22 protein-coding genes and 1 pseudogene are annotated in these 24,264 nt (G+C 62.2%); 16 read left to right on the top strand and 7 right to left on the bottom strand.

Annotation, left to right across the window (positions count from 1 at the left end):
* Positions 1 to 155 precede the first annotated feature (155 nt).
* Positions 156 to 932 (bottom strand): enoyl-CoA hydratase, encoded by a 777-nt coding sequence (locus GNZ12_RS18460; RefSeq protein ID WP_172312260.1) that lies wholly within the window; start codon positions 930 to 932, stop codon positions 156 to 158.
* A gap of 134 nt (positions 933 to 1,066) precedes the next feature.
* Here GNZ12_RS18460 and paaN point away from each other — a divergent pair, with 134 nt between their 5' ends.
* From paaN to paaK, 5 genes and pseudogenes are all read left to right on the top strand, one after another.
* Positions 1,067 to 2,767 carry a phenylacetic acid degradation protein PaaN gene (gene paaN / locus GNZ12_RS18455; protein WP_172312258.1) on the top strand — a complete coding sequence of 567 codons (1,701 nt, stop codon included), beginning with the start codon at positions 1,067 to 1,069 and terminating at the stop codon, positions 2,765 to 2,767.
* 126 nt (positions 2,768 to 2,893) lie between these two features.
* Positions 2,894 to 4,103 (top strand): annotated as a pseudogene (pcaF, locus tag GNZ12_RS18450) (3-oxoadipyl-CoA thiolase).
* 50 nt (positions 4,104 to 4,153) lie between these two features.
* The gene (paaG, locus tag GNZ12_RS18445) at positions 4,154 to 4,945 is read left to right on the top strand and encodes a 2-(1,2-epoxy-1,2-dihydrophenyl)acetyl-CoA isomerase PaaG (protein WP_172312256.1); all 792 of its coding nucleotides are present in this window, start codon (positions 4,154 to 4,156) and stop codon (positions 4,943 to 4,945) included.
* A gap of 1 nt (position 4,946) precedes the next feature.
* A complete protein-coding gene (gene paaI / locus GNZ12_RS18440; protein ID WP_172312254.1) occupies positions 4,947 to 5,408 on the top strand; it encodes a hydroxyphenylacetyl-CoA thioesterase PaaI in 462 nt (153 codons plus the stop codon).
* 139 nt (positions 5,409 to 5,547) lie between these two features.
* Positions 5,548 to 6,852 (top strand): phenylacetate--CoA ligase PaaK, encoded by a 1,305-nt coding sequence (gene paaK / locus GNZ12_RS18435; protein ID WP_172312252.1) that lies wholly within the window; start codon positions 5,548 to 5,550, stop codon positions 6,850 to 6,852.
* A gap of 65 nt (positions 6,853 to 6,917) precedes the next feature.
* Here the strand turns inward: paaK and mltA are convergent, their stop codons facing one another.
* Positions 6,918 to 8,045, bottom strand: coding sequence for a murein transglycosylase A (gene mltA / locus GNZ12_RS18430; protein WP_216673258.1), 1,128 nt, complete (start codon positions 8,043 to 8,045; stop codon positions 6,918 to 6,920).
* A 16-nt stretch (positions 8,046 to 8,061) separates the two neighbouring features.
* Here mltA and GNZ12_RS43940 point away from each other — a divergent pair, with 16 nt between their 5' ends.
* Positions 8,062 to 8,235 (top strand): hypothetical protein, encoded by a 174-nt coding sequence (locus tag GNZ12_RS43940; protein WP_159001975.1) that lies wholly within the window; start codon positions 8,062 to 8,064, stop codon positions 8,233 to 8,235.
* A gap of 46 nt (positions 8,236 to 8,281) precedes the next feature.
* Here the strand turns inward: GNZ12_RS43940 and apaG are convergent, their stop codons facing one another.
* Entirely contained in the window at positions 8,282 to 8,656 is a 375-nt protein-coding gene (gene apaG / locus GNZ12_RS18425) for a Co2+/Mg2+ efflux protein ApaG (RefSeq protein WP_074282095.1), read from the bottom strand.
* A 276-nt stretch (positions 8,657 to 8,932) separates the two neighbouring features.
* Between apaG and rpe the strand changes: the two genes are divergently transcribed.
* The 8 genes from rpe to GNZ12_RS18385 all read left to right on the top strand — a co-directional run bounded on the left by rpe (position 8,933) and on the right by GNZ12_RS18385 (position 16,441).
* On the top strand, positions 8,933 to 9,616 hold the full coding sequence (gene rpe, locus GNZ12_RS18420; RefSeq protein ID WP_172312250.1) for a ribulose-phosphate 3-epimerase: 684 nt from the start codon (positions 8,933 to 8,935) through the stop codon (positions 9,614 to 9,616).
* 48 nt (positions 9,617 to 9,664) lie between these two features.
* Positions 9,665 to 10,381: a phosphoglycolate phosphatase gene (locus tag GNZ12_RS18415; RefSeq protein ID WP_172312271.1), complete on the top strand. Its 717-nt coding sequence runs from the start codon at positions 9,665 to 9,667 to the stop codon at positions 10,379 to 10,381.
* A 371-nt stretch (positions 10,382 to 10,752) separates the two neighbouring features.
* Positions 10,753 to 12,246, top strand: coding sequence for an anthranilate synthase component I (trpE, locus tag GNZ12_RS18410; RefSeq protein ID WP_172312248.1), 1,494 nt, complete (start codon positions 10,753 to 10,755; stop codon positions 12,244 to 12,246).
* Between the two features lie 13 nt (positions 12,247 to 12,259).
* Positions 12,260 to 12,853 (top strand): aminodeoxychorismate/anthranilate synthase component II, encoded by a 594-nt coding sequence (locus GNZ12_RS18405; protein ID WP_172312246.1) that lies wholly within the window; start codon positions 12,260 to 12,262, stop codon positions 12,851 to 12,853.
* Between the two features lie 17 nt (positions 12,854 to 12,870).
* Entirely contained in the window at positions 12,871 to 13,902 is a 1,032-nt protein-coding gene (gene trpD / locus GNZ12_RS18400) for an anthranilate phosphoribosyltransferase (RefSeq protein WP_028199694.1), read from the top strand.
* A gap of 18 nt (positions 13,903 to 13,920) precedes the next feature.
* Positions 13,921 to 14,706: an indole-3-glycerol phosphate synthase TrpC gene (gene trpC, locus GNZ12_RS18395; RefSeq protein WP_172312244.1), complete on the top strand. Its 786-nt coding sequence runs from the start codon at positions 13,921 to 13,923 to the stop codon at positions 14,704 to 14,706.
* Positions 14,707 to 14,745: 39 nt separating this feature from the next.
* Positions 14,746 to 15,372, top strand: a complete 627-nt coding sequence (locus GNZ12_RS18390) for a CYTH domain-containing protein (RefSeq protein WP_172312242.1) — start codon at positions 14,746 to 14,748, stop codon at positions 15,370 to 15,372.
* Positions 15,373 to 15,604: 232 nt separating this feature from the next.
* Entirely contained in the window at positions 15,605 to 16,441 is an 837-nt protein-coding gene (locus GNZ12_RS18385; protein ID WP_172312240.1) for a uracil-DNA glycosylase, read from the top strand.
* Positions 16,442 to 16,617: 176 nt separating this feature from the next.
* Here GNZ12_RS18385 and GNZ12_RS18380 read toward each other — a convergent pair whose 3' ends face one another.
* The 4 genes from GNZ12_RS18380 to GNZ12_RS18365 all read right to left on the bottom strand — a co-directional run bounded on the left by GNZ12_RS18380 (position 16,618) and on the right by GNZ12_RS18365 (position 21,277).
* Positions 16,618 to 17,214, bottom strand: a complete 597-nt coding sequence (locus GNZ12_RS18380; RefSeq protein WP_172312238.1) for an FMN-dependent NADH-azoreductase — start codon at positions 17,212 to 17,214, stop codon at positions 16,618 to 16,620.
* A 154-nt stretch (positions 17,215 to 17,368) separates the two neighbouring features.
* Positions 17,369 to 19,159, bottom strand: coding sequence for a M61 family metallopeptidase (locus GNZ12_RS18375; protein ID WP_172312236.1), 1,791 nt, complete (start codon positions 19,157 to 19,159; stop codon positions 17,369 to 17,371).
* Between the two features lie 95 nt (positions 19,160 to 19,254).
* The gene (locus tag GNZ12_RS18370; protein WP_172312234.1) at positions 19,255 to 19,980 is read right to left on the bottom strand and encodes a DsbC family protein; all 726 of its coding nucleotides are present in this window, start codon (positions 19,978 to 19,980) and stop codon (positions 19,255 to 19,257) included.
* 124 nt (positions 19,981 to 20,104) lie between these two features.
* Positions 20,105 to 21,277 carry a UbiH/UbiF family hydroxylase gene (locus GNZ12_RS18365; protein WP_172312232.1) on the bottom strand — a complete coding sequence of 391 codons (1,173 nt, stop codon included), beginning with the start codon at positions 21,275 to 21,277 and terminating at the stop codon, positions 20,105 to 20,107.
* A 262-nt stretch (positions 21,278 to 21,539) separates the two neighbouring features.
* Here GNZ12_RS18365 and ychF point away from each other — a divergent pair, with 262 nt between their 5' ends.
* Both ychF and ugpB read left to right on the top strand, forming a co-directional pair.
* The gene (gene ychF, locus GNZ12_RS18360; protein ID WP_172312230.1) at positions 21,540 to 22,634 is read left to right on the top strand and encodes a redox-regulated ATPase YchF; all 1,095 of its coding nucleotides are present in this window, start codon (positions 21,540 to 21,542) and stop codon (positions 22,632 to 22,634) included.
* 297 nt (positions 22,635 to 22,931) lie between these two features.
* Positions 22,932 to 24,257: a sn-glycerol-3-phosphate ABC transporter substrate-binding protein UgpB gene (gene ugpB / locus GNZ12_RS18355; RefSeq protein ID WP_172312228.1), complete on the top strand. Its 1,326-nt coding sequence runs from the start codon at positions 22,932 to 22,934 to the stop codon at positions 24,255 to 24,257.
* The last annotated feature ends 7 nt before the right edge of the window (positions 24,258 to 24,264 follow it).

Genomic DNA, 24,264 nt, shown 5'->3' with positions numbered 1-24,264 from the left:
CAACAGGTTTTTTTAACTTTCTCAACCCGCTCACTTCGCTGAAAGCCTTGCCACTGCTGGCTCTCCCGCCTCCCGTGCCCCGGCGTCCGAAGCACGAAAGAGCGAGATTCTAGCGAGCCGGACCGTGCCTTGCAAGCGTTATTTTGACAAGCGTATTACCGATGCTTGAAAACCGGTTTGCGCTTCTCAACGAACGCGGCCATCCCCTCCTTCTGATCTTCAGTAGCGAAGAGCGAATGAAACAGTCGGCGCTCGAAATGCACACCTTCAGCGAGCGTCGTTTCGTACGCACGATTGACCGATTCCTTGACCATCATCACCGCCGGCAGCGGGAATTCAGCGATGGTCGCGGCCGCGGCCACTGCCTCGTCAAGCAGGGAAGCGGCGGGAATCACTCGCGAGACCAATCCGGCGCGTTCTGCCTCGGCAGCGTCCATGAAGCGGGCGGTCAGGCAAAGGTCCATCGCTTTTGCCTTTGAGACGGCGCGCGGCAGACGCTGCGTGCCGCCTGCCCCCGGCATGATGCCGAGCTTGATTTCCGGCTGGCCGAACTTCGCCGTGTCGGCGGCGAAAATAATGTCGCACATCATCGCCAGCTCGCAACCGCCGCCAAGCGCGAAGCCCGCCACTGCGGCAATGATCGGCTTACGGATGGAGCGCACCGTTTCCCAGTTGCGGGTGATGTAGTCGCCTTTGTAGACATCCATATAGGTATAGGTCGCCATCATGCCGATGTCGGCCCCGGCGGCGAACGCTTTCTCGCTCCCCGTCACCACGATCGCACCAATCGCTTCGTCGGCATCGAACTCGCGCAGTGCAGCGCCCAGTTCGTCCATCAACGCGTCGTTCAGCGCGTTCAACGCCTTCGGGCGATTCAACGTGATCAAACCGACCCGTCCCCGCGTCTCAACCAGAATGCTCTCGTAAGCCATGCCGCCTCCTAATGGTTAATGGCGCGCAAAAAAACGCTTCGCGCGGCCGTCTCAGTAATGCTACCATTAACCAACCAACCGGTCGGTCAATTATTCGACAGGCTTTTCCCAACGCACAGCCAAGCCCCTCTGCCATGACACACCCGCTATTCACCAAGCACGAAGACACGCTGCAAAAGGCACTTACCGCGATTGAAGCGCGCGGTTACTGGAGTCCGTTCGTCGAGATGCCCAGTCCGAAAGTGTACGGGGAAACCGCTAGCGCAGACGGCGAAGCCGCATTCAAAGCGCACCTGAACAAGACGTTCGAACTGGACCAGCCGTCGACCGGAGAAACCGTCGGCGCTGAAGTCTCGCCGTTCGGGTTCCCGCTCGGCGTGCGCTATCCGAAAGCCGATCCTGACGCGTTGATCGCCGCAGCCGCCGTCGCGCAGCGCGATTGGCGCGCGGCCGGCCCCCAGGCATGGATCGGTGTATGCCTCGAAATCCTCGCGCGCGTTAATCGCGCCAGCTTCGAAATCGGCTACAGCGTGATGCACACGACCGGTCAGGCATTCATGATGGCCTTCCAGGCCGGTGGCCCGCATGCACAAGACCGTGCGCTCGAAGCGGTCGTGTACGCGTGGGACCAACTGCGCCGCATCCCTGCTGATGCCCACTGGGAAAAGACACAAGGCAAAAATCCGCCGCTCGCCATGCACAAGCGCTACACCGTCGTGCCGCGCGGCACCGGTCTTGTGCTTGGCTGCTGCACCTTCCCGACATGGAATGGCTACCCGGGCCTCTTCGCCGATCTGGCCACGGGTAACACGGTCATCGTCAAGCCGCATCCGGGCGCGATTCTGCCGCTCGCGCTGACCGTACGCATCGCACGTGATGTGCTGCGCGAGGCCGGTTTCGATCCGAACGTCGTCACGTTGCTGGCCACGGAACCGAACGACGGCGCGCTCGTCCAGGACTTGGCACTGCGCCCTGAAATCAAGCTCATCGACTTCACGGGCAGCACGCAAAACGGCACGTGGCTCGAGCGCAATGCGCATCAGGCTCAGGTCTACACCGAAAAAGCCGGCGTCAACCAGATCGTGATCGACTCGGTGGACGACATCAAAGCCGCCGCTCGCAATATCGCCTTCTCGCTTGCGCTGTACTCGGGCCAGATGTGCACCGCCCCGCAAAACATCTACGTACCGCGCGGCGGCATCCGCACCGCTGACGGCGAACTCGGTTTCGACGAAGTCGCCCAAGCTATCGCCGGCGCAGTGCAAAAACTGGCTGCGGACCCAGCGCGCGCTGTCGAACTGCTCGGCGCGATCCAGAACGAGGGCGTAACCCAGCGTATCGGCGAAGCTGCCAAGCTTGGCCGCGTTCTAGTAGAAAGCCAGTCGCTCGAACATCCGGCTTTTGCCGGTGCCCGCGTGCGTACGCCGCTCGTGCTCCAACTGGATGCCGCCACCGACCACGCGCAGTTCACCAAAGAATGGTTCGGCCCAATCTCGTTCGTGATCGCGACGGATTCGACAGCTCAGTCGCTCGACCTTGCCGGCGCAATCGCTGCCGAGCACGGTGCGCTGACGCTGTCGGTCTACAGCATTGACGAAGCCGTGCTCGAAGAGGCGCACGAAGCATCGATCCGCGGCGGCGTAGCACTCTCGATCAATTTGACGGGCGGCGTTTTCGTCAATCAGTCGGCGGCTTTCTCCGACTTCCACGGCACGGGCGCAAACCCCGCGGCAAATGCCGCGCTGGCCGACGCAGCCTTTGTCGCGAACCGCTTCCGCGTCGTTCAAAGCCGTGTTCATGTTGAACCGAAAGCGGCACCGGCGGTAGCTGGCTGAATGGCATAAGACAAGAGCACGGCTTTCGTCCTATGCCGTTTGGCCGAATGGACCGAGCCGTGCGCCCCAACTAACATGAGACATCGGATCGGCATGTCCCGCCGATCCGCCCCAGCAGGAACCCACATGAACGACGCCTTCATTTGCGACGCGATTCGCACCCCAATCGGCCGTTACGGCGGCGCCCTGAAAGATGTCCGCGCGGATGACCTCGGTGCGGTGCCGATCAAGGCGCTGATCGAGCGCAATCCCGGTGTCGACTGGCGGGCAATTGACGACGTGATCTACGGCTGTGCCAATCACGCCGGTGAAGACAACCGCAACGTCGCTCGTATGTCCGCATTGCTGGCCGGCTTGCCCACGGATGCGCCGGGCGCAACCATCAACCGCCTGTGCGGCTCGGGCATGGACGCGGTCGGCACGGCTGCTCGCGCCATCAAGTCTGGCGAAGCGCGGCTGATGATTGCAGGCGGTGTCGAAAGCATGACGCGCGCGCCGTTCGTGATGGGCAAGGCCAGCAGTGCGTTCTCGCGGCAGGCTGATATTTACGACACGACTATCGGCTGGCGCTTCATCAATCCGCTGATGAAGCGCCAATATGGCGTCGACTCGATGCCGGAGACCGCGGAAAACGTCGCCGTCGAGTTCGGCATAGGCCGTGCGGATCAGGACGCGTTTGCGCTGTCGAGCCAGCAAAAAGCAGCCCGTGCGCAGCGCGATGGCACTTTGGCTCAGGAAATCGTCGGCGTTGAAATTGCGCAGAAGAAAGGCGACCCCGTCCGCGTGACGCTCGACGAGCATCCGCGCGAAACGTCGCTCGAAAGCCTGGGCAAGCTCAAGGGCGTGGTCCGCCTCGATGGCAGCGTAACGGCCGGCAATGCATCGGGTGTGAACGACGGCGCCTGCGCGCTGTTGCTCGCGAATCAGGAAGCTGCCGATCAATACGGATTGCGTCGTCGCGCACGTGTGGTGGGCATGGCAACGGCGGGCGTGGAGCCGCGCATCATGGGCATCGGCCCGGCGCCGGCTACGCAAAAGCTGTTGAAGCAACTGAACATGACACTCGAGCAATTCGACGTGATCGAGTTGAACGAAGCCTTCGCATCGCAAGGGCTGGCGGTTTTGCGCACGCTCGGTCTGCGCGACGACGATCCACGCGTCAATCCAAATGGCGGAGCGATTGCGCTCGGTCACCCGCTCGGCGCGTCCGGCGCGCGTTTGATCACCACTGCGCTTTATCAGCTGGAACGAATCAACGGCCGCTTTGCGCTTTGCGCTTTGCACGATGTGTATCGGCGTGGGTCAAGGCATCGCATTGGTGATCGAGCGGGTCTGATTACAACGCCGCCATGCCCACCGGTCAAAGAGACTTTGAGGAGACACCCAATGTCATATGAAGCGATTCGCGTCGACCTGGACGCATCGAGCCAAGTAGCGACTATCACGCTGAACCGCCCGGACAAGCTCAACAGCTTTACGCGCGCGATGCACCAGGAATTGAGCGCCGCACTCGGCGAGGTCGAAGCGTCCGGCGCTCGCGCGCTCGTTCTGACCGGAGCGGGCCGCGGCTTCTGCGCGGGACAGGATCTCGGGGATCTCGACTTCACGCCAGGCGCGATGACCGATCTGGGCGAACTGATCGACGCGCATTTCAATCCGCTGATTCGCCGCCTGCAAGCACTGCCATTGCCCGTGATTGCTGCGGTGAACGGCACGGCCGCCGGCGCCGGCGCCAATCTGGCACTCGCTTGCGATCTCGTGCTTGCCGCGCGTTCGGCCAGCTTCATCCAGGCATTCGTCAAGATCGGCCTCGTGCCGGACTCGGGTGGCACCTGGTTCCTGCCCCAACGCGTCGGCATGGCACGCGCCTTGGGTCTTGCCATCACCGGTGACAAACTGAGCGCGGAGAAAGCCGAAAGCTGGGGGCTGATCTGGCAAACGGTTGATGACACCGAGCTAGCCACCACAGCAAGCAAACTAGCGGCACAACTGGCGCAGCAGCCCACGCGCGCCATCGCCGCGATCAAGCAGGCCATGCGCGCGGGTGCGACACAAACCCTGGATCAGCAACTCGATCTCGAACGCGATCTGCAACGCGAACTCGGTGCTTCCCACGATTACGCGGAAGGCGTGCAGGCGTTCGTGGAAAAACGCGCGCCGCGCTTCGAGGGTCGCTGATATGTCCGCACAAGCGATCCACCCGGCCCAAATGACACCCGACGAACTCGCCCGCGCAACCGCGGCCGCCATGTACGAAAACGACGCGTGCAGCCGGGCGCTTGGACTCGAAATCGTAGAAGTGCGCCCAGGGTACGCGCGCCTGCGCATGGCCGTACGCGACGACTTCCTGAACGGCCATCAGATTTGCCACGGCGGCCTGATTTTCACGCTCGCTGATTCGACGTTCGCTTTCGCCTGCAACACGTACAACCTCAACACTGTCGCCGCAGGCTGCTCGATCGAGTTCCTGCGGCCAGTAAAAGGCGGCGACGTGTTGACGGCTGAGGCGGTCGAGCAAACGCTGAGCGGCCGCACCGGTATTTACGATATTCGCGTCACGAATCGCGCAGAGGAAACCGTGGCGATGTTTCGCGGCAAATCTGCGCAGATCAAGGGCAACCTGATTCCCACGGGCGATTGAACACCAGCCTGAACAGCAGAGTCGCGACGCGTTCGCGACACATTGGCAGCACTCACATAGATAGCAGCAAGTCCCCGGTTTTTGCGCGCAAGCGCATCGCACACCAGACCCAAGCATTGAGGCAGCAAGGAGACATTCGATGACCACCGCCCTCCCGCTCGATCCTATCGAGACAGCCAGCCGCGACGACCTCGCCGCGCTCCAACTCGAACGGCTCAAATGGTCGCTGAACCACGCTTATGAGAATTCGCCGGTCTATCGGCGCAAATTCGATGAAGCCGGCGTCCACCCGAGCGAAGTGAAGACGCTCGCGGACCTGGCGCGCTTTCCCTTCACCACCAAGAAGGATCTGCGCGACAGCTACCCGTTTGGCATGTTCGCCGTGCCGCAGGAACAGATCTCGCGGATCCACGCGTCGTCCGGTACGACGGGCAAGCCGACGGTTGTCGGCTACACGGCGCGCGATATCGATACGTGGGCGAATCTCGTCGCACGTTCGATCCGTGCCGCAGGCGCGAAGCGCGGCGACAAAGTTCACGTGAGCTACGGCTATGGTTTGTTCACAGGCGGCCTGGGCGCACACTACGGCGCAGAGCGTGCAGGACTGACTGTGATCCCGTTCGGCGGTGGTCAGACTGAAAAGCAGGTGCAACTGATTCAGGACTTCCGTCCCGACATCATCATGGTGACGCCGAGCTATATGCTGTCGATCGCCGACGAACTCGAACGGCAAGGCGTCGATCCGGCGACTTGCTCGCTGCGCCTTGGTATCTTCGGCGCCGAGCCGTGGACCAACGACATGCGTCAGGCAATCGAAAAGCGCATGGGCATCGACGCGGTCGATATTTACGGCCTATCTGAGGTGATGGGACCTGGCGTCGCCTCGGAATGCGTGGAGACCAAAGACGGCCCGACCATCTGGGAAGATCATTTCTATCCCGAGATCATCGACCCCGAAACCGGCGAAGTGCTGCCGGACGGCGAACTCGGCGAACTGGTATTCACGTCGTTGACCAAGGAAGCACTGCCGATCGTCCGCTACCGCACGCGCGATCTGACGCGCCTCTTGCCGGGCAGCGCACGCACCATGCGCCGGATGGAAAAGATCACGGGCCGTTCGGACGACATGATGATCGTGCGCGGCGTCAACGTGTTCCCGACGCAGATCGAAGAATTGCTACTGAAGCAGCACGCCCTCGCGCCTCACTATCAGATCGTGCTAACCAAGGAAGGCCCGCTCGATGTACTGACGTTGAATGTCGAGCCCTGCCCGGAATCAGCGCCGGATACTGCCGCGCTGACCACGGCAAAACAGGCGCTAACCTACGACATCAAGGCGCTGATCGGCGTGAGCGCGATCGTGAACGTGCTGGGTGTGAACGGCATCGAGCGTTCGGTAGGCAAAGCACGGCGGGTGGTGGACAAGCGGAAGTCGGGGCTTTAAGCGAAACGCCGAAGATTACTGCCTGATAACGGCGCTGATCGGCATCAGCGCCGTTATCTATACCCTCACGAATTCGGCAGCAACAACCACATCCGGCCGCCCTGCTTCATCTTGCCGGCCAGATCGCCGGCATCGTCGCCGAGGCCCCAGAAGTAATCCGCGCGCACGCCGCCTTTGATCGCGGAACCCGTGTCCTGAGCAAAGACGAGGCGATTCATCGGCGAGTTTGTCAACGGACGCGTGGTCTGCAAGAACACCGGTGTCCCGAGCGGAATCGAAGTGGGATCCACCGCGATCGACCGCTCCGGCGTCAACGGCACACCCAGCGCACCGATCGGACCATCCGCGCCGCCGCTCGGCGCACTCTCACCCGACGGCATCTCGCGGAAGAACACGAAACGCGGATTCGTATCGAGCAACGCGTCGACCCGCGTAGGATTCGCACGCGCCCATGCCTTGATGCCTTGCATGGTCGCCTGCGCTGGCGTCAATTCGCCGCGATCGAGCAGCCACCGCCCAATCGACTTGTACGGCTGATTGTTCGTGCCGCCAAAGCCGACCCGCATCACGCTGCCGTCTTCCATCACGACGCGCCCGGAGCCTTGCACTTGCAAGAAGAAGGCCTCGATCGGATCATCGACCCACACGAGTTCATTGCCGTTGAGCACGCCCGCACGCTCGAGTTGCGCACGCGGCGGCAGTGGCGCACCAGCACGATAACCGGATGGCCAGCGGTACAGTGCTGTTTGATACACGCCATGCCGCGTGCGCGAACCGCGCAACAACGGCTCGTAATAGCCGGTGACGAGACCATCGAGCGTGCCGTCGTTATTGGCTAACTGGAACGGCGTGAAATACGCCTCGAAAAACGCCCGCGCACTGGTGACGTCCAGATCGTCGATCTGCGAGGCCGCCGCACATGCGCGGGCCCAGTTCGGTTGACGCGCAAGCCTCAGGCAGTTTTGCCGCAACGCAGCCGTTGCGCCGATCAGCGAATCGTCCTGCCACCCTGGCACCTGCTGCCAGGCTACCGCGGTGAGTCGCGTCGCGGCGATCTGCCCGGGTATGATCGCAGCACCCGTGGGCGGCGAAACTGAAGGCCGGACCGCGCCGCCACCACCACCACAGGAAGCCAGCATCACCGCAACAGAAAGCGCGCCAAGCCATGCTCCGGCTGTGCGGACAAAACGCATACAATGTTCGTTCTTGATGGAAACCGCCATGTCTGATTTGTTCGACGAATACCCGATGCTCATCTTCGCGCTGGAATCGCTCCTCGCGCTCTTCCTGCTCGTCTTTATCGTTGTATGGACGTCATCCGGCAAGAAAAAGGCCGCGCGCGCCGCCACCCATGAGCAGCAAAAGCAGCAAAAATCCCAGTAAGGCTACGCCGTAAAGCTTCTTAAAGACCGCGAGCCACGGCCTCGGTTCAATGCAAAGTGCGCGGCATACGCAGAATGAACTCGGGCACGGGTGCGTCGAACCGCTCGCCGTCCTCCGCCACGCAGAAATACTCGCCGCGCATGGTGCCAACGGGCGTGGCGATCACGGCCCAACTCGTATATTCGAAGTGCTCGCCCGGTTTGAGCAGCGGCTGGTGCCCGACCACGCCCAGGCCCTTTACTTCCTGCACATTGTCGTCGCTGTCGGTGATGACCCAGTGACGCGCAATCAACTGTGCGGGCACCTGGCCGCTGTTACGGATAGTCAGCGTGTATGCAAACGCATACTGGCGGCGCTCCGGGTCCGACTCTTCGGGCAGATACTGCACCTGCGCCGAGACGCTGAATTCGTACTGGCTCATCCTGATTCCGGTCTGGTGAAACGGGTGTGAAAAATCGCGGGAAGCCCCGAACGCCAATGGTTTGCGGGCGCAATGGCGAAGCGGCACTTATGGTTTGGCATTCTGCTTGATGCGCGGCACGCCCGCAACCGGACAAATCCCTCTGGCCAAGGGCCGCTAGGGCGTTTTGTCACCTTTGCCGTGCGTTTCCAGTGCCGGCCTCAAACCGCCTGCGAGCCGGTTCAGACGCGCACAAACCGGTAAAATAGCGTTTTCCCGCTTGCATCCGCCCCCGCCATGACGCAATTTCGCATCGCCCCCAGCATCCTGTCCGCCGACTTCGCCCGCCTGGGTGAAGAAGTCCGCAACGTTGTCGCCGCCGGCGCCGACTGGATTCACTTCGACGTGATGGACAACCATTACGTGCCGAACCTGACGATCGGCCCACTCGTCTGCGAAGCGATCCGTCCGCACGTGGACGTGCCGATCGACGTGCACCTGATGGTGCGCCCGGTCGACCGCATCGTGCCGGACTTCGCCAAGGCCGGCGCGAACCTGATCAGCTTCCACCCGGAAGGCTCGGACCATATCGACCGCACGCTGTCGCTGATTCGCGACCACGGCTGCAAGGCCGGCCTCGTGTTCAACCCGGCCACATCGCTGAGCTATCTGGACTACGTGATGGACAAGGTCGATCTGGTGCTGATCATGTCGGTGAATCCGGGCTTCGGCGGTCAATCGTTCATTCCTGAGGCGCTCATCAAGCTGCGCGAAGCGCGCAAGCGGATCGACGCCTACAAGGAAAAGACCGGCCGCGAGATTCATCTCGAAGTGGACGGCGGCGTGAAAGTCGACAACATCGCGGAAATTGCGGCAGCTGGCGCGGACACGTTCGTGGCAGGCTCAGCGATCTTCGGCGCGCCGGACCACAAGGCAGTGATCGACAAGATGCGCGCCGCACTCGCCAACATCGAGCACTGATCGCTCAGTGATTGAGTTCTGAGAACCGGCATGCATCCCGCACTAAAAATGACGACTTCGTTCCCTGCTCCGACCTTCACTGGCCCGCGCCTGCAAGCCGCGATCATCGACCTGGACGGCACGATGATCGATACCGCCGACGATTTCACCGCCGGACTGAACGGCATGCTGGCGCAACTCGACGCGGCGGAAACCTCCCGCGAGGAAGTGGTCGGCTACATCGGCAAGGGCTCGGAGAATCTGATTCGCAGTGTGCTGGCCCAGCGCTTCGAAACGGACCACGCGCAGGACCGTTTCGACGAGGCGCTCGCCATCTATCAGGCCGAGTACGCCAAGATCAACGGTGTGCACACGCGGCTGTACCCCGAGGTCGAAGCCGGCCTCAGCGCCATGCGCGACGCCGGCCTCAAACTCGCCTGCGTCACCAACAAACCGCATCGTTTCGCGGTCGAATTGCTGGAGCAATACGGGCTCAGCCCGTATTTCAGCGTCGTGCTCGGCGGCGACAGCCTGCCGAAAAAGAAGCCGGATCCGCTGCCGATGCTCACCGCCGCGGCGCAGCTAGGCGTCACACCGGAAGCCACCGTTGCCATCGGCGATTCGGAAAACGATGCGATGGCGGGCCGCGCGGCGGGCATGGCAACGCTGACGCTGCCGTATGGCTACAACCACGGCCGAGCTATACAAGAAATAAAATCCGATGGTATAGTTGCCTCGCTGCTCGATGCCGCCAAGGCTATCGCAGCGCACCATTCCACGACTTGAAAAGTCCCTCATCCTCATGTTTCTGAATAAAAAACGGAGTCTGATTAGCATCGACCGGGGAGCCTGGCCCTGGCGTCGCTGGTCGCGCTAACCTCGCCTGAGGTACGCTGAAGCTCGTCTTCGGCAACCGTTTTTTACTTCGCTGCGCTCACGCGTTTTTTCCATCACCTTGTTTCGCTGCATCGGTTGATTCGGCCTCCGTGTACCCGCAAAGTACATCTTGTGCGCTGAAATCCCTTGCATGCGTCGATGGGAAACTCGCGCCGGTCGGTATCATCGTGTCGACACGTCGAACGAACGCCTGACCGGGCGCGCCGCGCCCCGCTTTGTCCGACGCATAGTGCCGTCTGACGTACGTACAGGATCGGACCATGACCGAACTCGAATTCCAATCCCTCGCCAACGAGGGTTTCAACCGCATTCCGCTGATCGCCGAAGCGCTCGCCGACCTCGAAACGCCGCTCTCGCTGTATCTAAAGCTCGCGCAGACCGAACGCAACGGCGCCAACTCGTTCCTGCTTGAATCGGTGGTGGGCGGCGAACGCTTCGGCCGCTATTCGTTCATCGGCCTGCCGGCGCGCACGCTGCTGCGCACCCGCAACGGCGTGTCGGAAGTCGTACGGGACGGCAAAGTCGTCGAAACGCACGAGGGTGATCCGCTCGAATTCATCCAGCAATTCCAGGGTCGCTTCAAAGTGGCGCAGCGCCCCGGTCTGCCGCGTTTCGCGGGCGGTCTGGCCGGCTACTTCGGCTATGACGCGGTGCGCTACATCGAGAAAAAGCTCGCGCACACCGCACCGAAAGACGATCTGAACCTGCCGGACATTCAGTTGCTGCTCACCGAAGAAGTCGCGGTGATCGACAACCTCGCGGGCAAGCTCTACCTGGTGGTGTACTCGGATCCGACGCAGCCCGAAGCGTACACAAAAGCCAAACAGCGTCTGCGTGAATTGCGTCAGCGTTTGCGCACGACCGTGCAGCCGCCGGTCACGTCGGCAAGCGTGCGCACCGAGACCTATCGCGAGTTCGCGAAAGACGATTATCTGGCCGCCGTGCGCAAGGCGAAGGAATACATCGCCGCCGGCGAGTTGATGCAGGTGCAGGTCGGCCAGCGTCTGACCAAGCCGTACCGCGACAATCCGCTGTCGCTGTATCGCGCGCTGCGCTCGTTGAATCCGTCGCCGTATATGTATTACTACAACTTCGGCGACCACCACGTGGTCGGTGCGTCGCCGGAAATCCTGGTGCGTCAGGAAAAGCGCGGCGAAGATCGCATCGTGACGATTCGTCCGCTCGCCGGCACGCGTCCGCGCGGCAACACGCCGGAACGCGATGCCGAGCTCGCGACCGAACTCCTGAACGACCCGAAGGAAATCGCCGAACACGTGATGCTGATCGACCTCGCCCGTAACGACGTAGGCCGGATTTCGCAAATCGGCTCGGTGGTCGTCACCGATCAGATGGTGATCGAAAAGTACTCGCATGTGCAGCACATCGTGAGTTCGGTCGAAGGCAAGCTGAAGCCCGGCACCACCAATTTCGACGTGCTGCGCGCCACCTTCCCGGCCGGCACGCTGTCCGGCGCGCCGAAAGTGCGCGCAATGGAACTGATCGACGAACTGGAACCAGTGAAGCGCGGCCTGTACGGCGGTGCGGTCGGCTATCTGTCGTTCACCGGCGAAATGGATATGGCGATCACGATCCGCACCGGCGTGATCGCAAACGGCAATCTGTATGTGCAGGCGGCAGCGGGGGTAGTCGCGGATTCGGTGCCGGAATCCGAATGGCAAGAGACCGAGAACAAGGCGCGTGCTGTGCTGCGCGCCGCCGAGCAGGTTCAAGACGGCCTCGATAGCGACTTCTGACCGGAGACACACCATGCTGCTTATGATCGACAACTACGACTCGTTCACCTACAACCTGGTGCAGTACTTCGGCGAACTCGGCGAAGACGTGCGCACCTATCGGAACGACGAAATCACGCTGGACGAGATTGCGAAGCTCAACCCGGAGCGCATTTGCCTGTCGCCCGGCCCGAGCAATCCGCAACACGCCGGCATCACCCTCGACGTGCTGCGCGAATTCGCCGGCAAGATGCCGATTCTGGGCGTCTGCCTCGGCCATCAGGCGATCGGCGAAGCATTCGGCGGCCGCGTGGTGCGCGCGCAAACCATCATGCACGGCAAGGTGAGCACGATCGAAACCGACTGCAAAGGCGTGTTCGCCGACCTGCCGAAGCATTTCGTCGTGACCCGCTACCACTCGCTCGCGATCGAACGCGAATCGCTGCCTGACTGTCTCGAAGTGTCCGCATGGACCGAAGACGGCGAAATCATGGGCGTGCGTCACAGGGAACTGGCCGTTGAAGGCGTGCAGTTCCATCCGGAATCGATCCTGTCCGAGCACGGCCACGCGCTGCTTGAGAATTTCGTCAAGCAATCGAAGCTCGCTACCGCCCACCGCACCGCTTGACGAAGAGAGACGAAATCATGTCGATTACGCCCCAGGAAGCGCTGCAACGGACCATCGAGCACCGCGAAATTTTCCACGACGAAATGCTGCATCTGATGCGGCTCATCATGCGCGGCGAACTGTCGCCCGTGATGTCGGCGGCGATCATCACCGGCCTGCGCGTCAAAAAAGAGACCATCGGCGAAATCACCGCTGCTGCCACGGTGATGCGTGAATTTGCCCGGCACGTCGAGGTGCAGGACAACTCGAACTTCGTCGATATCGTCGGCACCGGCGGCGACGGATCGCAAACCTTCAACATTTCCACCGCAACCATGTTCGTTTCGGCTGCGGCGGGCGCCAAGGTCGCGAAGCATGGTGGCCGCGGCGTATCGAGCAAGTCGGGAAGCGCGGACGTGCTCGAAGCGCTCGGCGTGAATATCGATCTGCAGCCGGAACAGGTGGCGGCTTCGATTGCGGAAACCGGCATGGGCTTCATGTTCGCGCCGAACCATCATCCGGCGATGAAGAACATCGCGCCGGTACGCCGCGAACTCGGTGTGCGGACCATCTTCAACATTCTCGGACCGCTGACCAATCCGGCCGGTGCGCCGAATCAGTTGATGGGCGTATTCCACGCCGACCTCGTCGGGATTCAGGTGCGCGTGATGCAGCGCCTTGGCGCCAAGCACGTGCTGGTGGTGTACGGCATGGATGGCATGGACGAAGTTTCGCTCGGCGCGGCCACGCAAGTCGGCGAGTTGCGCGACGGCCAGGTCCACGAGTACGAAATCCATCCGGAAGACTTCGGCATGCAGATGGTGTCGAACCGCACGCTGAAAGTGGCCGACGCCGCCGAATCCAAACTGATGCTGCTCGAAGCGCTCGACAACAAGCCGGGAGTCGCGCGCGAAATCGTCACGCTGAACGCGGGCACGGCCCTCTATTCAGCGAACGTGGCGGCGTCGATTGCGGACGGCATCCAGTTGGCGCGCGAAGCGATCGCGAGTGGCAAGGCACGGGCGAAGGTCGACGAGCTGATCCGTTTCACCCAGCAATTCAAGCAGTAACTACGTAGCGAGACACTCATGAGCGACATCCTCGACCGCATCATCGCGGTCAAACGCGAAGAAGTCCGCGCGGCTGAACAGAGCGCGCCGCTCGAAGCACTGCGCCTCGAAGCGTCGTCGCGCGACATCCGCGATTTCGTCGGCGCATTGCGCGCGAAACACGCGGCCGGTCTGGCCGCCGTCATTTCCGAAGTGAAGAAAGCGAGCCCGTCGAAAGGCGTGCTGCGCGAAAACTTCGTGCCGGCCGAGATTGCGCGTTCGTATGAAAAGCACGGTGCGGCCTGCTTGTCCGTCCTCACCGACGTGCAGTTCTTCCAGGGCAGCGTGGCTTACCTCGAAGAGGCGCGCGCCGCCTGCAACCTGCCGGTACTGCGCAAAGACTTCATCGTCGATCCGTACCAGATCGTCGAAGCCCGCGCGATGGGGGCGGACGCGATCCTGCTGATCGCTGCCGCGTTGGAAACCTCGCAGATGCAGGACCTGGAAGCGCTTGCGCATTCGCTGGGCCTCGCGGTGCTGGTCGAAGTGCATGACCACAATGAACTGATGGAATCGCTTAAGTTGAAGACGCCGCTGATCGGCATCAACAACCGCAATCTGCGCACCTTCGAAACGTCGATCGAAACGACCATCGGCATGCTCGAATCGATTCCGGACGACCGTATCGTTGTTACCGAGTCGGGGATTCTGTCGCGCGTCGATGTCGAACGTCTGCGGGCAATGGACGTGCACACGTTCCTCGTCGGCGAGGCGTTCATGCGCGCGGAAGAGCCGGGTGTGGAACTTGCGCGGATGTTTTTCTAAGCGCGGCTTCAACATTCAGCGGACGTAGCGGAGCACACGATGGGCATGGAACGTGAAATCAAGCTGGCCCTGCCGGTGAGCCAGGTGAACGCGGCGACGCAGTGGTTCGTCGCGCGCACCGGCGACAAGGGTCGGCCGATCGAGTTGGCGAATATCTACTTCGACACGCCGGCACTGGTGCTGGCGAATTCGAAAAGCGCGCTGCGTTTGCGGCATACGCCGGACGGCTGGCTGCAGACGTTCAAGACGGTGGGCAACGCCAAGGATGGCCTGCACAGCCGGCACGAATGGGAAATGCCCGTGGCGGGCGAAAAACTGGAGATCAAAGCATTGCTGCGTCAGTGTGACGAGCCCACCGCCGCGGAAGCCCTGCGTCAGGCCGCGCCGGAACTGATCGAACTGTTCCGCACGAATTTCACCCGCACGCTGTGGAATGTCGAACTGGATGGCTCGGAAGTCGAAGCCGCGATCGACCAGGGTGACGTTATCGCCGAGGTGAACGGCGAGATCCGCCGCGCGCCGATTTCCGAAGTCGAACTGGAACTGAAAGGTGGCGACGAAGCGGCGCTCCATGCGCTGGCGAAAGAACTCGGCAAGCAGGTAGAGGGGCTGGCTCCGGACAACATCAGCAAAGCCCAGCGCGGCTATCAATTGCGGGCGGCCTAAACCGTCGGCGTGTTTGCCCCAGGCGGGACGCGTCTTCGTCCCGCTGTGTTCGTTCCGCTGCGATTGCCTCTTCTTGTTCGCCTCGCCGCATTCGTCCCGCCGGTTGTGCCGCGTGCCAAGCCCCGCCTCAGCGCCGCCACCCAGCCGCCCACGCGCGCCAGCAAAGGTACACAGAGCCCAAGCAGCACCCACACCTTGAGCTAGCCCGCGTTTGCTGCGACACTTCCCCGCCATGACCTCCGCCTCCCGCACCCGCTCCAAATCGTCGCAAGCTTCATTATTCGACGACGCCTCGGCCACACCGCTCGACGCAACCGCACAGCCGCAGACATCAAAAGCCGCTGACTCGCCGCCGACGCTCGAAGCCCAATTCGCCGCTCTGCCCCCGGCCTGGCGGACCCACCTCAACCCGTTCATCGAAAGCGATGCCTACGCGCCGTTGTGCCGTTTCGTCGACGGTGAGCGCGCGGCCGGCAAAACCGTCTATCCTGCCGACGTCTTCCGGGCCCTGCGCCTCACCAGTCCCGACGAAGTCAAAGTCGTGATCATCGGCCAGGACCCGTATCACGGTGAGGACCGCGGCACGCCGCAAGCGCACGGACTGGCGTTTTCAGTCGCGCCGAACGTGCGCACGCCACCATCGCTGCGCAACATCTTCAAGGAAATCGCCGCCAGCCTCGGCCACGAGCCGCCGCGTCATGGCTGCCTCGACACATGGGCCAAGCAAGGCGTGCTGCTGTTGAACACGGTGCTGACCGTCGAGCGCGACTCGGCCGCGAGTCACGCGAAGCGCGGCTGGGAGAAATGCACCGACACGCTGATCCACGAACTGGCCATGCGCCATGACGGCCTCGTGTTCATGCTGTGGGGCGCGCATGCGCAAGCCAAACGCGCGCTGCTCGGCGGCAAGTCGCATTACGTGCTGGAGGCGCCGCATCCGTCGCCGCTGTCGGCGCATCGCGGCTTTCTCGGCTGCGGGCACTTTGTGTCGGCGAACGAGTATCTCGTGAAGCACGGCCGCGAACCGATCGACTGGCGCTTGCCTGACGAAGCGCAGATGCTGGCGTAACGCCCATCGAGCGAAACGCACCGGGACCAGCCAAAGGCCAAAGGCTGGAACCCCGAGGCCGGGCACAAGGCCCCAAAGATATGAGCCGCAAAAGCAAAAACGCCACGGAATCACACCCCGTGGCGTTTTTTATTCCACCGCGCCGCGATCACGCAGCGCGAGACAAACCTCAAAACTTAGGCAGCCGCGATCGCTTCACGCGCGCCAGCCAACGCTGCGCTCGCAGCATCCGGGCCCATGTTCAGGCCTTCGGCGTAGATGAAGTTCACATCGGTCATGCCGAGGAAGCCGAGGAAGGCCTTCAGGTACGGCGTTTGGCTGTCGTTCGGCGTGCCGACATACTTGCCGCCGCGAGCCGAAACCACGTGGACCTTCTTACCCTTCACGAGACCTTCCGGACCGTTCGCCGTGTACTGGAACGTGATGCCGGCGCGTGCGATGAAGTCGAAGTACGTCTTCAGTTGCGACGAGATGCCGAAGTTGTACATCGGTGCGCCGATCACGACGATGTCGGCGGCTTGCAGTTCGGCGATCAGCGCTTCGCTGCGTGCAGCGATCGCGACTTGTTCCGGCGTGCGCTGGTCAGCCGGCGTGAAGAACGCGCCGAGGACGGCGTCGTCCAGATGCGGCAGCGGTTCTGCTTGCAGGTTACGGACGACGACTTGCGCGCCCGGATTCGATTGTTGCAGCTTTGCGGTCAGCTCGTTGACGAGCAGTGTCGAGTTCGCGCCTTGCGAGCGTGCTGCCGAGTTGATTTGCAGGATCGTGGTCATGGTTGACTCCAGTAGGGGCGCGCAGTTTTGCGCGATTGGAGCCATTGTGTTTTTTTACCGCCTCGGGAAAAAGCCATCCGGCAGCGAAGGATTGTTGCACTGGTAGAACAATCCTCCACCTTGAACCGCCGATTAATGCCGCCCGAGATTACGATCAGCTTGCTAGCCAGCGCTCCCGCGCTTTGCGCGCCGCCGGCCGTTTGTCGCTCGCGGTGAGCTTGTAGCGCGACACCTCAGGCCCGTCCAGCTTGACTTGCGCGGTACGCAGTTCGTCGCGGCGGAAGGCGTGGACTTCGACTTTTGCGCCCGGCAGATAGCGCGACAGCAGCGAATCAAGATTCGAGCCGGTCACGCGCAGACCGTCGAGCGCGATTAGCACGTCGCCCGCCGAGAGGCCGGCTTTTTGCGCCGCGCTGCCTTCGTGAACCGCCGCCAGTGTGCAATCCGCGCCGTTGCGCATGCGCGCGCCCAGCGACGGCTTGCCGTTCTTGTCCAATTCCGGCGCGAGCGTGACGCCAAACGGCGCAAGCAGCGTCTCGAGGGGCAGATCGCGTGTGCCGTGCACGGCTTCGGCGAACAATTCGCCCAGTTGCACGCCGGTCGCTTCGGCAAAAATCGCCTCGATCTCACTTTCTTCGACGCCGACGGGCTTGCCGCGATAGAAGTCGCGCCCAAACCGCTGCCACAGCAAGCGCATTACGTCGTCGAGCGATTTGCGGTTGTTGGTCTGCGCGCGAATCGTCAGATCGAATGCGAGCGCGACAAGCGAGCCCTTGGTGTAATAGCTGACGATCGCGTTCGGCGCGTTTTCATCCTGCCGATAGTATTTGACCCACGCGTCGAACGAGCTTTCGGCCACCGTCTGCTTCAGGCGGCCACTGCCGCGCAGCACGCCACCGATCACCTTGCCGAGCATGCCGAAATAGTCGTCTTGCGAGATCAGGCCGCTGCGCACGAGGATCAGATCGTCGTAGTAAGAGGTGAAGCCTTCGAACAGCCACAGCAGCGGCGTGTAGTTTTCGACGCTCAGGTTGTACGGCGCAAACACGGCCGGCTTGATCCGCTTCACATTCCAGGTGTGGAAGTATTCGTGGCTGCACAGACCGAGATAGGTTCGGTAGCCCTCGGTGGGCGCATCGCGACCCTCCACCGGCAGATCGCTGCGATTGCAGATCAGCGCCGTCGAAGCACGATGCTCCAGTCCGCCATAACCATCGGTAACGGCCTGCGTCATGAACACGTAGCGATCCACCGGCGCCTTCTTCGACTTCGGCTCGAACAACGCGATCTGCGCCTCGCAGATACGCTTCAGATCGGCGGACAGACGCGCCATATCGAGCCCGATCACGCGCCCCGCGACCACGATGTCGTGCGGTACGCCGTGCGCCTTGAACGTCGCCAGCGCGAACTCACCCAACGTGACCGGGTGATCGATCAGCTCGTCGTAGTTCTGCGCGCGGTATTCGCCGAAGCCGTAGCGCTTCGTGCCGCGCGCTTCCGGCAGCGCAGTCGCGACGCGCCAGTTGCGATACGCCGCGCCTTCCGGCTTCTGGATATCGACCAGACACTGCGCTTCCTCGTGACCAAGCGGCGCCAGGAACACGCTGGTGCCATTGAAAAAGCCCGTCGTATCGTCAAGATGCGCGGCGCGCACCGACAGATCCCATGCATACACCTCGTAGCGCAGCGTCAGCGCGCCTTTGACCGGCGCGGCCTGCCACGTGTGCTTGTCGGTCTTTTCGACGCGCACCTTGCGGCCCGCTTCGTTGACGGCTCGCAGCGTGACGATGTTGCGGGCGAATTCGCGCACCATGTAGCTGCCCGGAATCCACGCCGGCAGCATGAATCGCTGGCCGGCCGGATCAGGATCGGCGACGGTCACGGTAACTTCGAACAGATGGGCGGCGGGTTGCTTGGGAACGATGGTGTAGCGGATCGGCTTCATCGGCGGCGATTAGGAGGTGTCTGGCGGGGAGGTTCGGGGCTTGATGTGGAAGGAGGCGCACTTCGCGCCTCCTTTCTTCGACTTGTGCTGCGTGCTCAGTGCACGGCGGACATTTCCTTGTCCAGCCGGTCTGCCGACACGGCGCCTGGCAGGCGGCGGCCGTCGGCGAGGAACACGGTCGGCGTGCCGTCGACGTTCATCGCGTGGCCGAGCGCCAGGTTCTTGTCGATTGCGGCCGTATCACAGGTACCGGCAGCGGTAGGCGCCTGACGATCCTGCATCCACGATTCCCACGCCTTCGCGCGGTCAGTCGAGCACCAGATCGACTTCGACTTGGCGGTCGAATCCGGCGACAGCACCGGGTACAGGAAGGTGTAGACCGTGACGTTATCGAGCGACTTGAGCGAGGTCTCGAGCTGCTTGCAGTACGGGCAGTTCGGATCGGAGAACACGGCGATCTTGCGCGCGCCGTTGCCCTTCACGACCTTCACCGCGTTCGCGAACGGCAGGCTCGCGAAGTCAATGCGGTTGGTCTCCGCCAGACGCGCTTCGGTCAGATTCTTGCGCGTCTTCGCGTCGACGATGTCGCCGAGCATGATGTAATCGCCGTTCGCATCGCTATAGATGATCTGCGTGCCGAGATTCACTTCGTAGAGGCCGGCAATCGGCGACTTCGTAATGCTCTTGATCGTCACGTCGGTCAGACGCGTTTGCAGCGTGGCTTTGAGCTTGTCGGTGGTTTGATCGGCCTGTGCGGAGCAGCCGATTGCCACGGCAGCGATCGCGAGCGCGACAGCCGCGATGCGGAAGGATTTTTTCATGCTGAATTCCTGGAGTTCAATCGCGCGCGTTGCGCGTTTTTTGGGACGTTTCTGGTCTGACCAGAATGGCGTCCATCCGTTCATGATACCCGTCTCGCCAGCCGGGTATGCCGGCTAGCGCGCGTTACCCCAGCGCGGCCGACACCAGCCATCGCTTGATGAATGGCTGCGCGCCGACAAATGCCATGCCGGTGTTGCGCAATACCTTGGCAAACGGACCGGGTGCCGAGAAGAGCTTTTGCAGGCCGTCGGTGGCGATCATCAGCGCGCGGATGTCTTCGCGGCGGGCGCGTTCGTAACGGCGCAACAGCACCATGTCGCCGAGATCGCGGAACGCTTCCTTGCCGGCGACCGTCTCGGCGAGCGCCGCGACATCGCGCAAACCGAGGTTCATGCCCTGACCCGCCAACGGGTGAATCAGATGCGCGGCATCGCCGACCAGCGCGACGCGCGGCGCCACAAGCTTATCGACGGTTTGCAGCGCGAGCGGGAAGCCTTGCGCGGGCGTCACGCATTCCAAAGCGCCGAACTGCTCGCCCGTTACGCGTTCGACTTCGGCTGCTAGCTGCGCCGGATCGAGCGCGAGCAGTTGCTCGGCGTGCTCGGTGCGTGCCGACCAGACCAGCGATACGTGGCCGTCCGGCATCGGCAGCAGCGCGATGATTTCGCCGTCCTTGAACCATTGATAAGCGGTTTCGCTGTGCGGCTTGTCCGCCTTGAAATTCGCGACCACGCCGATTTGCTTGTAGTCGCGCCGGATCACTTTCGAGCCGATCTGCGCGCGCACCCACGAATGCGCACCGTCCGCGCCGACCACCAGATCGGCCTCGAGCACATTGCCGTTGGCAAGACCGACGCTCGCACCGTCGGCTGTAAAGTCCAGCGCCTGAGCGCGCGTATCGATCCAGGTCAGATTCGGCTGGAAACGCAGCGCGGCATCCAGCGCACGCTCGATCACCGACGACTCGACGATCCACGCCAGTTGCGGCACGGACGCCTGAAACGCGGAAAAATGGAGTTCGGCGTGCGCATCGCCGTAGACGCGCATGTCGTAGACGGGCCCGAGCTTCGACAGATCGAGCGCCTGCCAGACCCGCAATCGCTCCAGCAGAGCCTGCGAACTCGACGACAGCGCGTAGACCCGCGAGTCGAAGGTGGCGCCGGCGGGCAGCGCCGCACAGGGTTGCGCGAGTAGCGCCACGCGCAGTCCGCCTTGCGTCAGCGCCAGCGCCGCGGTCTTGCCGACGAGCCCGCCGCCGATCACGGCGGCATCAAAGGTCTGGTGGTGTGCGTTCATCCGCGCATTATAGCCGCGGGGGTTGCGGGGGACGGATCGAGCCCCCAGCTTTACCGCAGGCAGATCAAGAACCCCATCCGAACGGGTTACAATTGCGCTTTCCGTGACAAAACTCGCCCAGAATCGTCGAGGCTACGCCCCGATCTGGTGTCTTGTCCCGCTCCGCTGCACTTGCTCCGCCACGCCAAACGCGAAGGCTTTTCGAATCCTGCACACAGCGTCGAGCGCATCACGCAACTTACTGATTCACTGAAGGATTTCCATGAGCCTCAAATGCGGCATCGTCGGCCTGCCTAACGTCGGCAAGTCCACCCTGTTCAACGCGCTGACCAAGGCGGGCATTGCCGCCGAAAACTACCCGTTCTGTACGATCGAGCCGAACGTCGGCATCGTCGAAGTGCCGGACGCGCGCCTGAAGGCCCTCGCTGAGATCGTCAAGCCGGAGCGCATCCTGCCGGCCGTGGTGGAATTCGTCGACATCGCCGGCCTCGTGGCCGGTGCGAGCAAGGGCGAAGGTCTGGGCAACCAGTTCCTCGCGAACATCCGCGAAACCGACGCGATCACGCACGTGGTGCGCTGCTTCGAAGACGACAACGTGATTCACGTCGCGAACAAGATCGATCCGCTGTCGGATATCGAAGTGATCAACACCGAACTGGCGCTGGCCGACCTCGCGACCGTAGAAAAGGCGCTGTCGCGCTATTCGAAGGCCGCCAAGTCGGGTAACGACAAGGAAGCCATCAAGAACGCCGCGGTGCTGGAAAAAGTGCGCGCGCAGCTCGACCAGGCCAAGCCGGTCCGCGCGCTCGACCTGTCGGATGAGGAAAAGGCCACGCTCAAGCCGTTCTGCCTGATCACCGCCAAGCCGACCATGTACGTCGCCAACGTGAAGGACGACGGTTTCGAGAACAACCCGCACCTCGACGCAGTCACGAAGTTCGCGGCCGCCGAAGGCGCACCGGTCGTCGCCGTGTGTGCGGCGATCGAAGCAGAAATCGCCGACCTCGAACAAGCGGACATGGAAGTGTTCCTCGCCGACATGGGCATGGAAGAGCCGGGCCTGAACCGCGTGGCTCGTGCGGCTTTCAAGTTGCTGGGCCTGCAAACCTACTTCACGGCCGGCGTGAAGGAAGTGCGCGCGTGGACGATCCATATCGGCGATACGGCACCGCAGGCAGCGGGCGCGATCCACACCGACTTCGAGCGTGGCTTCATTCGCGCGCAGACGATCGCCTTCAACGACTTCATCACCTACAAGGGTGAGCAAGGTGCGAAGGAAGCCGGCAAGATGCGCGCGGAAGGTAAGGAATACATCGTGCACGACGGCGACGTGATGAACTTCCTGTTTAACGTCTGACGTTCAGTCTCTGCTCGGGGCGGCAACCAGCGAAACGCTGAGCGCCGCCGAACTCAAAGAAGGCCCGCTAAATGCGGGCTTTTTTTCGGGCCGCTCCGCTTTGACTTCCGCACGTCGAGCAAGCCTGCCGCCTTCAGACGCGTATTGTTTCCGTTCCGTGACAGCCGGTGTTAAATTGCGGCAGTCGGCGCCAGTCAAAAACGGGCCGCCGCCCGGTAACCGACGCCAGACTGTCATCGAACACAAATAGAATCGCGCGATTCCCATCCGCGCCCGTTCCGATCAGGAGATCAATCGATGCGTTGCAAGCCGTTATTCCGTTCGCTTTCCGTTGCCGCCGTGTTGAGCCTCGGCATTAGCCAGGCAGCCCATGCCGCCACTGAAATCCAATTCTGGCACGCCATGGAAGCCGCCCTCGGCGAGCGTCTGAACGACATCGCCAATGCGTTCAACGCGTCGCAAAGCGACTACAAGATCGTACCGGTGTTCAAGGGCAGCTACGACCAGACCCTCGCCGCCGGCATCGCGGCTTATCGCAGCGGCAACGCACCGGCCATTCTGCAGGTCTACGAAGTCGGCACCGCGACGATGATGCAGGCGAAGAAAGCCGTGATCCCGGTCTCGGAAGTGTTCAAGCAAGCCGGCGTACCGCTCGACGAAAAGGCCTTCGTGCCGACCATCGCCAGCTATTACAGCGACGCCAAAACCGGCGAACTGATCTCGATGCCGTTCAATAGCTCGACGCCGGTGTTGTACTACAACAAGGACGCGTTCAAGAAAGCCGGGCTCGATCCGAATCAGCCGCCGAAAACCTGGGCCGAATTGCAGGTGGACGCGCAGAAGCTGAAGGCGTCGGGCATGACATGCGGCTATTCGTCGGGCTGGCAGAGCTGGATTCAGCTCGAAAACTATAGCGCCTGGCATGGCGCACCGTTCGCGTCGAAGAACAACGGGTTCGACGGCGCCGATGCGCAGCTCGAATTCAACAAGCCGCTGCAGGTCGCGCACATCCAGTTCCTGCAGAACATGCAGAAGGAAGGCACCTTCACGTATGTCGGCCGCAAGGACGAACCGGTGTCGAAGTTCTATAGCGGCGACTGCGGGATCATCACGAACTCGTCGGGCTCGCTTGCCACGATCAAGAAGTACGCGAAGTTTAATTTTGGCACCGGCATGATGCCGTACGACGCCAGCGTGAAGGGCGCGCCGCAGAACGCGATCATCGGCGGGGCGAGCCTGTGGGTGCTGTCGGGTAAAGATCCGGCGGTGTACAAGGGCGTGGCGAAATTCATGTCTTATCTGTCGTCGGCGCCGGTTGCCGCGAAGTGGCACCAGGACACCGGTTATCTGCCGGTCACGACCGCCGCGTATCAGTTGACCCAACAGCAAGGCTTCTACGAGAAGAATCCGGGCAGCGATACCGCGATCAAGCAGATGCTCAACAAGCCGCCTCTGCCGTACACGAAGGGTTTGCGTCTGGGCAACATGCCGCAGATCCGCACCGTGATCGACGAAGAACTCGAACAGGTGTGGGCGGACAAGAAGACGCCGCAACAAGCGCTCGATTCGTCGGTGTCGCGTGGTGACGAGTTGCTGCGCCGCTTCGAGAAAGCCGGTAACTAAGCACCAG

The organism is Paraburkholderia solitsugae (assembly GCF_013177695.1).
In the GTDB taxonomy this organism is placed as follows: domain Bacteria; phylum Pseudomonadota; class Gammaproteobacteria; order Burkholderiales; family Burkholderiaceae; genus Paraburkholderia; species Paraburkholderia solitsugae.
Note: the sequence above shows the minus strand (reverse complement) of the source record. Positions and strands in the feature narration are given on the sequence as shown.